This window comes from Arthrobacter castelli DSM 16402, from assembly GCF_000430705.1.
Lineage (GTDB): Bacteria > Actinomycetota > Actinomycetes > Actinomycetales > Micrococcaceae > Arthrobacter_C > Arthrobacter_C castelli.
Genome location: NZ_AUMN01000021.1, coordinates 18,535 through 32,640, shown reverse-complemented (window position 1 = coordinate 32,640; position 14,106 = coordinate 18,535). Strand labels below are relative to the sequence as shown.

At 62.2% G+C, this 14,106-nt stretch carries 15 protein-coding genes; 4 read left to right on the top strand and 11 right to left on the bottom strand.

The features are described 5' to 3' along the window. The first annotated feature begins 5 nt into the window (after window positions 1-5). Window positions 6-1,448: a Mu transposase C-terminal domain-containing protein gene (locus H535_RS0117940; protein WP_035770120.1), complete on the top strand. Its 1,443-nt coding sequence runs from the start codon at window positions 6-8 to the stop codon at window positions 1,446-1,448. After that, a complete protein-coding gene (locus H535_RS0117935) occupies window positions 1,435-2,340 on the top strand; it encodes an AAA family ATPase (protein WP_026820632.1) in 906 nt (301 codons plus the stop codon). Before H535_RS0117940 ends, H535_RS0117935 begins: the two co-directional genes overlap by 14 nt. A gap of 34 nt (window positions 2,341-2,374) precedes the next feature. On the opposite strand, the gene H535_RS0117930 is transcribed toward H535_RS0117935, so the two are convergent. Continuing rightward, window positions 2,375-3,082 (bottom strand): PASTA domain-containing protein, encoded by a 708-nt coding sequence (locus H535_RS0117930; protein ID WP_026820631.1) that lies wholly within the window; start codon window positions 3,080-3,082, stop codon window positions 2,375-2,377. Between the two features lie 510 nt (window positions 3,083-3,592). Here H535_RS0117930 and H535_RS0117925 point away from each other — a divergent pair. Further along, window positions 3,593-3,976, top strand: coding sequence for a hypothetical protein (locus H535_RS0117925; protein ID WP_026820630.1), 384 nt, complete (start codon window positions 3,593-3,595; stop codon window positions 3,974-3,976). A 575-nt stretch (window positions 3,977-4,551) separates the two neighbouring features. Here the strand turns inward: H535_RS0117925 and H535_RS28625 are convergent. The 4 genes from H535_RS28625 to H535_RS0117910 all read right to left on the bottom strand — a co-directional run bounded on the left by H535_RS28625 (window position 4,552) and on the right by H535_RS0117910 (window position 7,993). Then, a complete protein-coding gene (locus H535_RS28625; RefSeq protein WP_245580373.1) occupies window positions 4,552-5,175 on the bottom strand; it encodes a nucleotidyl transferase AbiEii/AbiGii toxin family protein in 624 nt (207 codons plus the stop codon). Then, a complete protein-coding gene (locus H535_RS30110) occupies window positions 5,064-5,471 on the bottom strand; it encodes a hypothetical protein (RefSeq protein ID WP_051299499.1) in 408 nt (135 codons plus the stop codon). The genes H535_RS28625 and H535_RS30110 overlap by 112 nt, the downstream gene beginning before the upstream one ends. After that, entirely contained in the window at window positions 5,468-6,454 is a 987-nt protein-coding gene (locus H535_RS27985) for a type IV toxin-antitoxin system AbiEi family antitoxin domain-containing protein (protein WP_051299498.1), read from the bottom strand. Before H535_RS27985 ends, H535_RS30110 begins: the two co-directional genes overlap by 4 nt. Window positions 6,455-7,198: 744 nt before the next feature. Next, entirely contained in the window at window positions 7,199-7,993 is a 795-nt protein-coding gene (locus H535_RS0117910; RefSeq protein ID WP_026820629.1) for an alpha/beta fold hydrolase, read from the bottom strand. A 91-nt stretch (window positions 7,994-8,084) separates the two neighbouring features. On the opposite strand from H535_RS0117910, the gene H535_RS0117905 reads away from it, so the two are divergent. Then, window positions 8,085-9,158 carry an aldo/keto reductase gene (locus H535_RS0117905; RefSeq protein ID WP_026820628.1) on the top strand — a complete coding sequence of 358 codons (1,074 nt, stop codon included), beginning with the start codon at window positions 8,085-8,087 and terminating at the stop codon, window positions 9,156-9,158. 64 nt (window positions 9,159-9,222) lie between these two features. Here the strand turns inward: H535_RS0117905 and H535_RS26445 are convergent, their stop codons facing one another. The 6 genes from H535_RS26445 to H535_RS0117880 form a co-directional block, all read right to left on the bottom strand. Then, window positions 9,223-9,798 carry a helix-turn-helix transcriptional regulator gene (locus H535_RS26445; protein ID WP_162144910.1) on the bottom strand — a complete coding sequence of 192 codons (576 nt, stop codon included), beginning with the start codon at window positions 9,796-9,798 and terminating at the stop codon, window positions 9,223-9,225. Between the two features lie 66 nt (window positions 9,799-9,864). Beyond that, window positions 9,865-11,004 (bottom strand): RNA polymerase sigma factor, encoded by a 1,140-nt coding sequence (locus tag H535_RS0117895; RefSeq protein WP_026820627.1) that lies wholly within the window; start codon window positions 11,002-11,004, stop codon window positions 9,865-9,867. A gap of 2 nt (window positions 11,005-11,006) precedes the next feature. Continuing rightward, window positions 11,007-11,441 (bottom strand): YciI family protein, encoded by a 435-nt coding sequence (locus tag H535_RS26440; protein WP_035770118.1) that lies wholly within the window; start codon window positions 11,439-11,441, stop codon window positions 11,007-11,009. A 122-nt stretch (window positions 11,442-11,563) separates the two neighbouring features. Beyond that, window positions 11,564-12,013 carry a PDDEXK nuclease domain-containing protein gene (locus H535_RS30100; RefSeq protein WP_245580372.1) on the bottom strand — a complete coding sequence of 150 codons (450 nt, stop codon included), beginning with the start codon at window positions 12,011-12,013 and terminating at the stop codon, window positions 11,564-11,566. Beyond that, a complete protein-coding gene (locus H535_RS30095; RefSeq protein WP_245580371.1) occupies window positions 12,006-12,473 on the bottom strand; it encodes a DUF1016 N-terminal domain-containing protein in 468 nt (155 codons plus the stop codon). The genes H535_RS30100 and H535_RS30095 overlap by 8 nt, the downstream gene beginning before the upstream one ends. Before the next feature lie 301 nt (window positions 12,474-12,774). Next, on the bottom strand, window positions 12,775-14,058 hold the full coding sequence (locus H535_RS0117880) for a Fic family protein (protein ID WP_026820626.1): 1,284 nt from the start codon (window positions 14,056-14,058) through the stop codon (window positions 12,775-12,777). Window positions 14,059-14,106 lie beyond the last annotated feature (48 nt).

The following is a 14,106-nucleotide window of genomic DNA, read 5'->3' as shown; positions in this document are numbered from 1 at the left end:
TGGCCATGGCGCAGCTGACTCCGGAAAATAAGGTCGCTCTGCTGCGCCAGCATGAGGACGGTGTCCCATGGACGCGCATCTCCGCGGAATCAGGCGTGCCACTGCGAACACTTACGCGCTGGTCCGCGAAGTACCGCGCTGACCCGACATCCCGTGGCTTGGGCCGCTCCCGGCGGGCCGACCGCGGAACGAGACGCATTCCGGGCGAGCTCATCGAGGTGATTGAAGCGCTGGCACTTCGTCAGCCCGAGCCCACGGCCGCGTTCGTTCATCGCCGCGTGAGCGACATCGCGCACGACCGGGGGCTCGCCGCGCCGAGCTACTCCAGCGTGCGGGCGGTCATTGGCGCCATCGACCCGGGCCTGCGCACGCTCGCCCAACACGGCGATGCCGCGTACCGGGATCGATTCGAACTGGTTCTCCGCCGAACCGCCACGCGCCCGAACGAGCAGTGGCAAGCCGACCACACGCTCCTCGACGTCGCGGTCCTCGACAAGACCGGTATCCCGGCGCGACCCTGGCTGACAGTGGTGTTCGATGACTATTCCCGCGCTGCTGCCGGCTACACCCTTTTCTCCGGTGCCCCGACAGCGGAGCAGACAGCACTTGCGCTGCACCAAGCTGTTAATCGCAAGACCAATCCGGACTGGACCATGTGCGGGCTGCCTGATGTGCTCTACAGCGACCATGGCTCAGACTTCACCTCCGCCCGCCTCGAGCGAGTGTGCCTGGACACGCACATCCAACTCATCCACTCCCGGATCGGCATCCCGCAAGGTCGCGGGAAAATTGAGCGCCTCTACGGCACCATCACCACCGAGCTTCTGCCGCACCTGCCCGGACACATCCCGCACGGCACGAACGGAACACCCATCACACCTGCGGCGCTGACCATCGAACAGCTCGACGCGATTATGGAACAGTTCATCGTCACCGAGTACAACCAGCGTCCGCACTCGGAAACCGGTGAAGTCCCTGCCCACCGCTGGGGCACCTCGGGGTTCATCCCGCGTGCACCAGCGCATCCCGAGGATCTCGACCTGCTGCTGCTGACCGCGGCTGCGACGCGGAAGGTCCAACGCGACGGCATCCAGTTCGCCTCCACCCGGTACGTCTCACCCGTTCTCGCCGCGTACGTCGGCGAACACGTGACAGTACGGTTCGACCCGCGCGACGTCGGCGAGATCCGCGTCTACTTCAACGACGCGTACCTCTGCCGCGCAATCGCTCCCGAGCTCGCCGCCGAATCCATCTCGTTCGAAGAACTCCGAGCCGCCCGGTTACGGCGTCGGCGTGACCTTAAGCAACAGTTACGGCAACGCCGCAGCCTCGCCGACGCGCTGCCCACCGACACTCGGTATGTTCCCCCGGAACCTGTCGACGCGGCGCCGGCAATCATCGAAGACGCTCCGCCACCACATGGATTGCGCCTCTATGCCACCGATTAAGCGCGAACACAGCCTCCTCGGCAAGGGTGACGACGGCCGCCGGTTCCTCACCGGTGAGTTCGGGGAAGTCAACGCCAGCGCCCCGCCGCGACCCGAGCTTCCACCGTTCCAGACGACTCACGAGCATCGCCGGTTCACCGAATTCGCCGACACCGTCCGAGCCCACCGCTACATTGGCCTCTGCTGGGGGCCCCCCGGGGTCGGCAAGACCCTCTCCGTCCGGCACTACGCCGGAGCCGACGAATGGGAACAATGGGAGTCCATATTCCCCGACGACCTCGGTCCCGTTCCGCAACGTGTGCTCGATGCCCGCACCGCGTTCTTCACCCCCACCGTCGCCGCGACCACCCGGCAGATCGACCAAGGACTGCCGCGGGCCTGCCAACAAATCTCCTTCGCCATTGACTTTGCCGAACACGGCGTCGTAGACCCCTACGTCCACACCGAATCCCGCTCCAGCGGACGCACCGAACTGCTCATCATCGACGAAGCCGACCGCCTTAAAGCCACCGGCCTCGAACAAGTCCGCGACTACTTCGACCGTCACCACATGGGCGTCATCCTCATCGGCATGCCCGGAATCGAGAAACGCCTCGCCCGTTACCCACAGCTCTACAGCCGCATCGGCTTCGCCCACGAATACCGCCAACTCACCCCGGACGAACTCACCGCGGTCCTGGCCACACGGCTGCCTGCAGCCGGCGACGCGACCGACGGCGGCGTCGCTCACGCGACAGCCGTCGCGACCATCGTGCGGATCACCGCAGGCAACTTCCGCCTCGTCGACCGACTGCTCACCCAAATCGAACGCGTGCAAAGAGTGAACGATCTCGACGCGCTCACACCCGAGGTCGTCGAAGCCGCACGACAGGCACTACTCATCGGCCATTAAACGAAGCGAGAAGCACGCTACTTACCGTTGCGACTCACACCGTTGAGGTTTGCTTGGCGACTTGTCGTCCCTCGACTTCGATACGGCAGGTGATGTAGCTGGCGCCAGCGCCGGCCTGTCCCGACACTCCAAACGAGTACATCGAGTAGCTGCCGCCGAATTCGAACTCATCGAATACATAGCCCTTCACGACGCTGGACCGGGCGCCGGTCGTATCCTGTTCCTGGCTTGTTTCGCCGTTGATCATGCTGGTGCAGGTGATGATGTCGATCGGAGCGTCAGATTCGAGGAAGTACCGCACGACGCGTTCATCCCCGGTACCGGAGGACACCGCAGTCCGCTTGGCTTTCTTGGCCTGGGCAGCGGCCTTCTTCTTCGCTGCTGCCTCTTCCGCCTTCTTTTTGGCTGCCGCCTCTTTTGCCTCCTGCTCGGCCTTTTTCTCGGCCGCTTTGGGGCGTTCCGTAGCTGCCTTCATCTTCGCGGCCTTTTCGGCTTCTGCGGCTTCGCGCTGCTCGGCTTCGCGTTTTGCCTGGGCTTCTTCAATGAACTTGGCCGAATGCACGGTCAACTCGACGGTTGTGTTGGCATCGATGGACATGCCGCTCATGGGTGACTGCTCGGTAACCATCCATCCGCCGTCGGCTTGATCCTCGGATCCGGTGTTGATGCTGAAGTCTCCCACGCCGGCGGCGTCCAACTCAGCCCTGGTCTCGGCGAGTGTGGCATCGGAAACAAGCGGCATTGTCTCAGGCGCCTGTTCAGCAGCTGGTTGCTCTGCCGCCTGTTTGGTGAACTGGCCGTACTTGGTGCCGGCCTTTTTGCCGCTGGCGCCGTCTCCTGTTCAGTTCCTGTCGAGGAGACGCCTGCCGCGAGCAGAGACAACCCGCAGCAGGGCAAGTGCGAGCACCGGCATCTGGACAACGGCAAGAATGGCCGCGGATTTCGGTCAGGTCGCCAAGCATCACGGCCCCTCGAAGCTGCTGTACATGCCGGACGCCCACGACGGTGAGATCAGGTGGTGGAATCCATCACCTAGGACACATCCAGGATTGGGCGGCGTCCCCAGCAGACGAGACTGGTGAGGCTGATGAGATCCTTAGCTCAATCCTTGCTTAAAATGAGTACCGCTACCGCTCCACGCTCCTGCTCCGCAACTGGCTGCAGGGGCTGCGGAAAGAATGTTTATCACCGCACCATAGGGAACACTATCTCCACGGGGGTCGGAAACGGCTGGAGAGAACGGATAAAACACATGGGGACCACCAAAGCACGTCGCCGGATCGGAATCATCGTCCCGGCTGTTGCCACTATTGCGCTGCTGGCCGGCTGTGGGGGACCACCTGAGGGTGGCGGCAGCTTCGAGTCGGTTCAAGAGCTCAAGCAGGCCTTCGTCGACGCGGGCGGTCAATGTGACGACTGGGACGAACATAATGACGGTGGGCTCTCTGCTGAGTCCGGCTCATGCGGCGATGAGGCTGCACTGAGCATCTTCGAGAACGAAGAAAACTTTGAACTGCTCAAGTTCACCCACGCCGAGCTGGGCGTGGGAACCTTCGTGGGGGAGAACTGGGCGATCAACGGCTCGGACCTGGAAGCTGTGGCCGAGAAGATGGGCGGCACCTACGTCGAAAAGTAGGAACTGGCGACTACGAGTTACCGGATAAGGGCGCGGAGCATTCGTTCATGGTTTAGCGCGCACCGTGGCTACGAAAGGCCGAGCGATTCCTAGATACCCAGAATCACAGGCGCCAACGCCAGTTCGCCGAACCCCAACCGCTTCGCGCCCCCCATCGCTCATAAGCAGAAGTATCATTGAAAGCGATTGAATAATCCAGATACAAGCAGATACTGGGAGCACCGTAGCGAAAGAGCCAGATTTCGACTAACCGTGCGGGGTGCCTAGGAGCGGGGAATAGACAGTGGCCCAAGCAAATTCGCAAACTGGCTTTGTAAGAAAGGCCGGTAAGCAGCGGATGCGACTGGGGATCCTTTCCACTGCCTACCGGAGGGAGCCGAACTCTGATATAGACCATCTCCCCTGTGTCATTACTCGCACCGCTCGAAGATGAGCGTATTGCTTAGATCACGTAGCCCGCGTCATGAATCGGTAGGATCCCGAGTTGGAAAGGGTGGCCTCTCTTCCGAAGCTGGTGGGCCGCCCTTTTCACCCAAGTCCCGGGGCCTGGGGTTCGAAGTCTTGGTGATACGGCCCTAATCGTCATCAACGGTTGTCCATTGAAGTGTGGACCTTTCCCAGCGTTGGCCATCCGCTTTTCCGTTGCGGACCGGCTCCAGCAGCCGGACTATCAGTGCCGTTGCGGAATCAAACGTGGTGAACCCATCGCATGCCCGCACCCCGCGGGCCAGGGATGGATACTGGGTTGCCCAGCTTGAAGGCGGCTTGAAGGCCAAACTGCCTTCAAGCCTGCGCGCCGCCCATTCCTGCTCAAGAGCGATCGTTAGGGCTGAACCATCGAGATTCTGAGTGCGGGCAAACACTACGAGGTCGACCAGATCGCGTACCCGGCTGGACTGGCTACCGTCAGAGCCGTACCGGGCCTGCGTGGCACACACCTTGTCGGCAATGTGGTCCACGACGGGATAGAGCTTCATCCGCACCGGTTCCACTCCGTCGAAATCGAACACGGAACTCGACAATTCCTCTGGGGAAGTGGTCATGAGGGAGCCGACCACCAAATCGACCTTGACGGGAGGCAGCTTCTTCACGCCGCAGTATGTATCGAACACAACACGCCGGCCGTCGACTCCCGGTTGATCCGCGCCCTGGCCGCCGTCGGCGCCTCGTGCCGGTTCGAAGCGAAGGTGGTCGCCCATCTCCTGCTTCGCGGCAGCGACCAAGTCTTCGACGGCACGGTCCAGATCTTCGAGTTCCCCAGCAAGTCGACGTCCAGGGTGGTGCGCGCGTCGGCTACCCTTGCCAGAACGGCGTTGCCGCCCTTCAGCACCCATCGGCTTTCACCGCTGAAGACCCTGAGGAGAAACCTCTCATGGATGAACCGGCGCAGGACTTCATTGACGGGACGGCCTCCGTCCTTCGCGACAGCTTTAGCCTGATCGGTGATCGCCCGCCAGAAGGCCTGACTGGTCCTGAAGGTATCCGGAGCCCTCATTGACTCGTCTTTCCATGCGCAGCTGAGGTGATTTCCTTCGAATCGCTCAGTATCTGCGCCAGGTCGAGTCTTGGTGAGATGTCCCGTATTGCGGCCTGCAGGGCCGTGTTCTGCACTGTCGGAAGATCGATGTGGTCTTTGAGAAGCGCCGCCACGTCTGCAGCCGCCCGGGAAGCCCCGGGAGGGGTTGAGCCGATTACGCCGGCGTCTCTGGCCGCCCGAAACAGGCTCGAGTTGATTCGGGGCATGTCGAGCTGTTTTCGGATGAAGTCCTGGTACTGCCGGATTGCGGAGGCTGCGATAAGCTGGCCGACAGGCGATCCGAAGGTGGATTTCATTACGGCAGCGATGCTGAGTCCTGCGAGGTCCAGCAGTTGGTCCAGAAGTTCCGTCCCATCGCGGTGACCGGTGCGGCCTGCGACCTGCTCCAGTTGCCCGCCGAGGGCTCCGATGTCCAGGACCCCGGAACGGTGCCCGTCCCTGATGGCATAGGCGACGTGGGTGAGGTCGTGGCGGCCGCGGACCAGGTCGGCAATGGTGCGTTCCGGGGAAGTGGTCGGAAGACCGTCAACAAGCACGACATCCTCAGGGGACAGTTGGAGTCGGTGCAGGCGTATTCCCCGCACCGTTTGCTTGCGGCGGCGGGTGTTGAACTCAGGTGCGTCGTAGAGTAGGTCCCCCATGCCGTGCAGGTGGGCTGCCGAGGTATGGGATGCAACGATGGCCCCGCGGTCGTCGGCGATCCGCTGCTCTGCGGTGAAACCCGGGTCAAGGCTGAGCCAGGCAGCGCGAAGGTCCCGGGAATCGTCTGTGCTGGAGGCCATCGCGTAGACACCCTGCTGCATGCGTTCGAGCACGCCGGCATCAGCAAGCCGCGCGAGCTGTACACGGCTTACGCCCAGCTCGGCGGCCTGTTTTGTGGTGAGCAGGCCCCACTGGCCTGCCGCCAGGTCGCTGATCGTCGTCAGCACTTCAGAAGACATGCTTAGATTGTATCACCCATGGATACAAAGTCAGTATCACTTCCGTAAAAGGTGCCCGCTAGTTGTTTAGCACACGATGCAGATACGAAGTCAACGTAGGAGTGCGGGCAACCAGGGCACACCCTTAGCGTCGATCCGCCAATGAGGTTTGGAGTGAGTGTCTGATCTGATTTTGGCTGTGCTGGCGGCTTTCGGGCAGGGGTGGTGGCAGGGCCTCGCTGCTCGGTATGCTCCACTGGTGAGTCCTCGTATCGTACCGGTCTCGGCTGGTCGGTCAGACTATTATTTGCCGTGGTGGCGCATTGATGCTGATGAACAGGTTCGTCCAAGCGGACTCCCACGGCCAGTCATGGGGCAGATGGAGGATGAGGCGGCGGACTGAGGTCGCGGCTCGGGGATGTTGATGAGTTTGCGCCGGATGGTGCCCGTTGTCGCCTTGGCCAGGCCGTTACCGGCGATCGTCGCCGCTGCGCGGGTCGAGGCCCACGGCAAAGAGATCAGTTCCAAAGTCAGAGACTGCCGCGGCCGGCTATGGCGGGCAATCTCAGGCGATAGGGAGCCACGCCTAATCTCGAAGACATCCGCATAGGCTCCTCGGTAGCCTCAAAGTGCCAGCATTAGGGCAGCAGGTGAACGAGTGTTTCTGGAATGCAGACATCAGCCGCTGCCTGCGTGCTTTTTACAACCTGACGCGAGGATAATGCGAACCCGGCGTGGTGGCTGATACCCGGCGGCGGCGGGTGGCTATTCGCGCCCGCCGTGCCGCAGGAACGGCAGCAGTTCGGCCAGCACCGGCCCGGCCGGGAACAGGGTGTTGCCGTGGCCGCGTTCGGGCAGCGGGACGAAGTGGGCGTTCGGCATCAGCTTCGAGGCACGCTCGGAGTCGTCGTGCCGGGGCCGGTCCGCGGTGCCGGCCATCAGCAGGGTCGGCAGCGTCATCGATTCGAGAATGTCCTCGCCGAGGCCGGGTTCGGTCTCGGACTGCTCAAAGTAGGCAGCCATCGCCTCCGGATCGTTGGCGAGGAATGCAGTACGCGTCGCTGACCCCAGGTCGGAGCCGTCGCGTTGCTGCCCGTCGATGAAGGCCTGCATGCCACCGGTGCGGAGGGCGTGCAGGTATCCGGGGAAGAACACCTTCTCGATTTGCCCGGCCTGGGACCGATAGGTGCCGCCGAGCGAGGTCAGTGACGTTGCGCGTTCAGGTGCTGCCGCGGCGAGGGCGAACCCGACCCGGGCTCCCATCGAGTACCCGACCAGGTGGGCTTCCGGCAGCTCCAGATCGTCCATCACGGACACCACGTCTCCGGTCAGGGTCTCCATCCGGTAGGCGCCGGCGTCGTGCGGCTTGCCGCTGGTCCCGTGTCCGCGCAGATCCACGCGCACCACGGTGAACTCGTCCTGCAGGGCAGCGACGTAGCCGAGCCCGCGCCAGATCGCCTTGGACAGGGCCGAACCGTGCAGCATGACAACGGGCGGGCCGGAACCGGCGACGTCGTAGGCGATGGTGGTGCCGTCGGTGGGAGAGCTGAGGCGGGGCATCTGTCCAACATATCGCCTGCCGCCCTGTGCCTCGGACGCAAAGCCGCAGTAGAGTCGCACATATCTGGCCCCGCTGGAGAGGAGGTTCCTCATGGAATACACGCGTTTGGGAAACTCAGGACTGTACGTCTCCAGGCTCGCCTTGGGCACAATCCCCTTTGGCTCAGGTGGAGGCTTCGAAAAAATCGCGGGTGTCCGCGGCCAGGACGCCGAACGACAAATTCGTGAGGCGTTGGACCATGGCGTCAACTTCATCGATACCGCCAACCTGTACTCTGCAGGGGACGCTGAGCGTGTGCTGGGTGAGGTGTTGGGCAGTAAGCGCGACGACGTCATTCTCACCTCGAAGGCACGGATGCCTACGGGTAATGGGCCCAATGATTCAGGTGCCAGCCGCTACCACCTGACCCGCGCCGTCGAAGACAGCCTCACCCGGTTGAACACCGACCACCTTGACCTGTTCTACATCCACCAGTGGGATGGAGCGACGCCGATCACGGAGACGATCGCCACCGCCAACGAGCTGATCCGTGCCGGCAAGATCCGCTACTGGGGCGTTTCCAACTTCAACGGATGGCAACTGGCGAAGACCGTGTACGAAGCGAAGCTTGCCGGCTTGGAAGGTCCAATCTCCCAACAGGTCTATTACACCCCGGAGGCCCGGGAGATTGAATACGAGGTGATCCCGGCAGCACGTGACCTCGGTGTGGCGACCTATGGATGGAGTCCGCTCGGGGAAGGGCTGCTCAATGGCAAGGTGCGCCGCGGCGTCGAGACACCGTCCGATACCCGGCAGGGGACAGATTGGCCGGAACCGCACGTGACTGACTGGGAGCGGGCCTACAACCTCATCGAACTGTTCGACGAGATCGCCGCTGATTTGGGGTGGTCGATTCCGCAGGTGGTCATTTCGTGGATCCTGGGCCGCCCGGGGATCAACGGGACCGTGATTGCGGCACGCAGCTTCCAGCATCTGAAGGACGACCTCGACGCTGCTGAACTGTCGTTGCCGCAGAACGCCCGCGATCGCATCACCGCAGCCTCACAGTTGCCGGCCTACTACCCGCAGTGGCACCGAATGATGACAGGCAGCGACCGCCCCGAGCCAGCCGAGGCTGAATTCTACGAAGAACAACAAGCGAACGTGTTCGGCGATCAGCAGTAGCCCCGGGCGCAGTCTCTGAGAAGATGCAGAATTTGCTCAGACGTGTACCCGATCAACCGATTTCTCATGCGGCAATGAGGTCACGGGCATCAAACCTGATATTTGCCTCCAGGAATTCATCCGGAGTGTGCTGCGCCATTCGCCGCTTCCAAGCGGACGAAATCGACGGACGACTGGTCGCAAACCAAGTCCTCGTCAACGGATCGATCTGCGTCCATTGAGGCTCTTCTATGTCGTGTTGGCGGCACTTGTAGGCAAACGTACGAGCCAGCAAAGCGTCCCAGCGTTTGCTGCCGGTCGACGACGGGGCGTTCAGGAAAACGCTGCGTGCCTTATCGTCCAGACGATCAAAGTACGTCGCCGCTTGGATGAGGGATCGCATTGCGAAATCGCGGTCGCCTGCACGAAGCTCACGGCGGATCGCCCGGGCTGTGGTGTCGGCAGTCCATTGAAGTTCAAATGATGGCTGCGCACTGCTGACCGACAGATCGAGTGCGAGACAACTGAGGACTTTCAGCGTTGCTTGCAGGGTCGTATTCCGCCCATGCTCAAGGTCGACGATAGTAGACCTGCTGAGGCCAACCCGCTCGGCCAGCTCCGCCTGCGTGAGATGTTTTTCGGTGCGTGCCTGCTTCACCACCTGTCCCAGGCGACGAGGGTCCCGAATACGAATCATGTTACTTTCTCAGAATGTTGTTTATATTCATCATATGAGGTTGTTAAGCCGGGCGGCCTGGCGGGTGAGGTGGTCGCGTTCGGCGAGGTTGGCCGCTTTGTGCGCCGCGTCGGCATACAGGCGGGCCGACGTCGGAAGGTCCCCGTCACGCTCATGAAGGTAGGCTGCCACCGCGGCGTATCGGGGCAGCGATTCATCCAGCGCCGCGAGTGCGGCCAGACCGGCACGCGGACCGTCGGCCTCTCCGACGGCGACGGCCCGATTGAGCAGCACCACCGGGTTGTCGGTCAGCCGGGCCAGTTCGTCGTACCACTCGACGATCTGCACCCAGTCGGTCTCGCCGGCGGTGGGGGCGTCAGCGTGGAGCGCGGCGATGGCGGCCTGGGCCTGGAACTCGCCGAGCCGGTCGCGGGCGAGCGCTGCCTGCAGGATCCCGTCCCCCTCGGCGATCAGCTGGGTGTCCCATCGGCTCCGCTCCTGGTCAGCCAGTGGCACCAGTGCGCCGTCGTCGGCGGTCCGGGCGTCTCGCCGCGCATGATGGAGCAGCATCAGCGCCAGCAACCCGGCCACCTCGGGATGATCGAACGACGCCGCGAGCTGCCGGGCCAGCCGGATGGCTTCGCCAGCAAGATCGACGTCGCCGGAGTAGCCCTCGTTGAAGATCAGGTAGAGCACCCGCAGCACGGTGGCGACGTCGCCGGGCTGGCCGAACCGGACACCGGAGACGGTCCGCTTGGCCCGGCTGATACGTTGTGCCATCGTCGCCTCGGGCACCAGATAAGCCTGCGCAATCTGGCGGGTGGTCAGCCCGCCCACCGCGCGCAGCGTCAGCGCGACGGCTGACGACGGCGTCAGCGACGGGTGGGCGCACAGGAAATAGAGCTGCAGCGTGTCGTCCGCTCCGGCGGCCGGCCCGGGTGCCGGCTCTTCTTCGATACGTTCTTCACGACGACGGCGGCTGGCATCCGCCCGGGTGGCGTCGATGAACCGCCGCCAGGCCACGGTGACCAGCCAGCCCTTCGGATCCCGCGGAGGATCATCGGGCCAGAGGCGAACAGCGTCGAGCAGCGCATCCTGTACGGCGTCCTCTGCCGCCGCGAAATCAGCTCCGCGGCGGCACAGGATCGCCAGCACGCCCGGCGTGAGGTCACGCAGCAGGACCTCGTCCAAGGTCACTGCTGGACCCGGCGGATCGCATCCCATTCCTCCGTGGTGGGCTGGTCGGTCAGGAACGGGCGCAGTTCGAGCCACTCGTGGATCGGTTCGCCGCCCGCACCAGGTGCGCCCGAGAGTTCTCCGGCGACTTCGACGGCCCGGTCGTAGCTGTCGACGTCGATCACTATCCATCCGGCAATGAGGTCCTTGGTCTCGGCAAACGGGCCATCAGTAACCGGCGGGCGGCCCTCGCCGTCGTACCGGACGAACGTCCCCTCCGGAGAGACTGCCTGGCTGTCGACGAACTCACCGGATTCCTGCAGCCGGGCGGCGAAGTCGTTCATGAATTGCATGTGGGCCGAAACCTCGTCCGGAGTCCACTGCGTCATGGGCACGCCGTCCTCTGTAGCAGGGGTGTGACGGTAGTGCTTGAGCATCAAGTACTTGGCCATTGTCTTCTCCTCCATGTGATGCGGCTCATTTTAGCCGCGCGTATTTCAGGGACGGAGCCAATGGGCGTTTCTCGACATCACCCTTGCGAAAGATTGTCGCTCTGGTTTCCTGCTCGGCCGCGTTATTGTCGGCAAAAACCAGGGCGGCCTTCGATCAGCTCCGCTTCGAGCTCTTCGATGCTCGGCAGGCTGGATGCGAATTCCTCTGGGAGGGACTCGACGATTTCAGTCTTCCACTCGGCGACACTGATTGGTGTGCTGTAGCCGCGGAGCGCGTACTCGGCGACGACGCTGTCCTTGCTCTTGCACAGCAGCAGGCCGATGGTCGGTTTGTCGTCGTAATGAGCAAGCAGGTCATCTACGGCAGCCATGTACATTCCGAGCTGGCCGAGGTGCCCGGGGTCAAATTTTCCACCTTTCAGTTCGATGACGATGTATGCCCGCAGTTTGAGGTGGTAGAACAACAGGTCGGCGTAGAACTCGTCATCGCCGATGGCGAGGCGTACCTGTTGGCCGACGAAAGCGAAACCCTGACCGAGCTCCAGGAGGAATTTCCGGACATGGTCAATCAACTGGGTTTCGAGATCCCGTTCGTTTGCGGCGGTCAGTCATGGCAACGAAATCGAAGATATACGGATCCTTGGTTGCCTGTTGGGCGAGGTCAGAGTCCGACGGCGGCATTGTCGCCTCGAAGTTTGATATCGCTTTCCCAGCCCGCTCATGCAGCCGGGTTTCTATCTGGTGGACGAGGACGTCATGTGACCAGCCGTTCTCAATCGAGGCTAAGGCATACCAAAGGCGAGTTTCCTGGGCTGTGAGCTTCTGGACCAAAGCGATGTGGTGCCGCCACGGCAATTGTGCAACGCGTTGCACAAATCCGAAGTCTGGCCATGCTTCGGCGAAGGACCGCATGTACTTCAGATTTCGGGGTGAAAGCCCCTTGGTGTCCGGGAACTCTGATTTTAAGTCTTCGGCTAGACGATCGATAACCTTAGTTCCCCACCCTTCAGAATCCTGTCGTTGAAGGATCAAATTACCAATTGTCCAGTTTCGTAGCGATGAGTTCCCGCGTGATTGCGGCCGTCGCGCTTAACCTGCCCAGCGAAATGCGTTGCGTGACGGAATCCAAGAGGTTTGGATACCACTCTGGCATTGAGGCGTGGGAGGGGGCGTTGGGCAACGCGGAAGGCGCCGTGTCCTCGTCAGGCTGGCGGTCATGGTTGTGATCAGTCATTGTCGGCTCCGTTGCTCGAACTTTATGATTGGTTCGAACTTATCCGGCAGTTCCGACACTTTTGATGGAGTGACGTACGAGCGCGCGCATCTCGAATCGTTATGGCGACGACTGTAGCTTGCCTGCCTGTCGAGCGTCCGGGAGGGGAGGAGCCAATGGTGGGCGATTTTGCGCTGTGTCGCCTGCCCCGACGCGGTTGCTTCGCTCGGTAAAGCTGACGAGATCGAGGTACCGGTCAGCGGTCCAGCAGATCAGGCGACCTTTGTGGTCCTTGTTCCGGCCCAGGATTCGGGCTTCGCCCAGTTCGACGAGTGCACGGTGGGCAGCTGCGGACGAAACCTCGTGCTTCGCCGCGACTGTGTCCACGGTCAATACTGGTTCGCCGGGAAGCGATTCAAGAATTCGCAGCACCACGGCATCCCGTCGAGGTCGCGCGGGTGCGGCGCCGCGGGCTTCACGATGTTGAACAAGTTGCTCCAAGAGCTCTTCTCTCAGGCTGGCGATGTCCGTGGCCAAGCGCACTGCGTTTCCTGCGGCCAGTTCGGCAGCATGGGCGAACCCTATGATCCATTCATCCAGGCGTGATGGCGCAGCCCTGAATGCACTGAGACCGGCAATGTAGGTGTCGGTGTTTCCAGCGAAGACGGTGCTGATCGGGATCAGCGTGTTGCGTACCGCGTCGGTTCGGCGCAGCACTGTGTGGATGAGGGCCCGTCCCGTTCGGCCGTTGCCGTCGATGAATGGGTGAATAGTCTCAAACTGGGCATGCGCGATGGCGGCCCGCACCACAGGGTTTCCTTCAGTGGCAGAAATGAACTGTGCCAGATCTTCAACCAGCCTGCCGACCTCAGATTCCGGTGGCGGCACAAAATCGGAGCGGAGAGGACTCCAGCCGGAACCACCCACCCAGTTCTGCTCGGTACGAAGCCCGTGTCCAAGGGAGGATTCGATGACATGCTGGAGGTGCTCGATGTCGGCACTTGTGACGATACGGTTCAGGTCAGCGAGTTCAGTTATTGACTCCTCGGTCGCGCGGACATTGGCAACGACGTCGAGTGCGAGTCGGCTGCCCTGCTGCAGAAGTTCGGCCACCGCCAATTTTTTCGGAGTCACACGGTTGCCCTCGATCCAGGACGAGGAGATGCTCTCCGAACGAATCAACAAATGATTCAGGTATTGGCCATTTGCTCCAACTCGTTCATCGGCGCGGGTCAGTACTCGAAGCGCATCCTCCGCAGCTTGCTGCGCTTCTTCACCGAGCGGCGGAAGCTTGTCGCCCAATTCGTCGGGCACATATGCCTGGAAGGCACCCGGCTGGCGGTCCCGTCTGCTCAGGTGTGCGGCATCTTCTGGTCGCCACAGACGCTCACCATAGTAAGCCATGCCGACACTTCCTAACCTCACCTCAGTAGCCCGTTAATCAACTTTAGA

Bases quoted from the DNA above. Each gene is read 5' to 3' on its own strand.
- H535_RS0117940 (WP_035770120.1), top strand. From the start codon at position 6: ATGGCGCAGCTGACTCCGGAAAATAAGGTCGCTCTGCTGCGCCAGCAT.
- H535_RS0117935 (WP_026820632.1), top strand. From the start codon at position 1,435: ATGCCACCGATTAAGCGCGAACACAGCCTCCTCGGCAAGGGTGACGAC.
- H535_RS0117930 (WP_026820631.1), bottom strand. From the start codon at position 3,082: ATGCCGCTTGTTTCCGATGCCACACTCGCCGAGACCAGGGCTGAGTTG.
- H535_RS0117925 (WP_026820630.1), top strand. From the start codon at position 3,593: ATGGGGACCACCAAAGCACGTCGCCGGATCGGAATCATCGTCCCGGCT.
- H535_RS28625 (WP_245580373.1), bottom strand. From the start codon at position 5,175: ATGGGCGACCACCTTCGCTTCGAACCGGCACGAGGCGCCGACGGCGGC.
- H535_RS30110 (WP_051299499.1), bottom strand. From the start codon at position 5,471: ATGAGGGCTCCGGATACCTTCAGGACCAGTCAGGCCTTCTGGCGGGCG.
- H535_RS27985 (WP_051299498.1), bottom strand. From the start codon at position 6,454: ATGTCTTCTGAAGTGCTGACGACGATCAGCGACCTGGCGGCAGGCCAG.
- H535_RS0117910 (WP_026820629.1), bottom strand. From the start codon at position 7,993: ATGCCCCGCCTCAGCTCTCCCACCGACGGCACCACCATCGCCTACGAC.
- H535_RS0117905 (WP_026820628.1), top strand. From the start codon at position 8,085: ATGGAATACACGCGTTTGGGAAACTCAGGACTGTACGTCTCCAGGCTC.
- H535_RS26440 (WP_035770118.1), bottom strand. From the start codon at position 11,441: ATGGCCAAGTACTTGATGCTCAAGCACTACCGTCACACCCCTGCTACA.
- H535_RS0117880 (WP_026820626.1), bottom strand. From the start codon at position 14,058: ATGGCTTACTATGGTGAGCGTCTGTGGCGACCAGAAGATGCCGCACAC.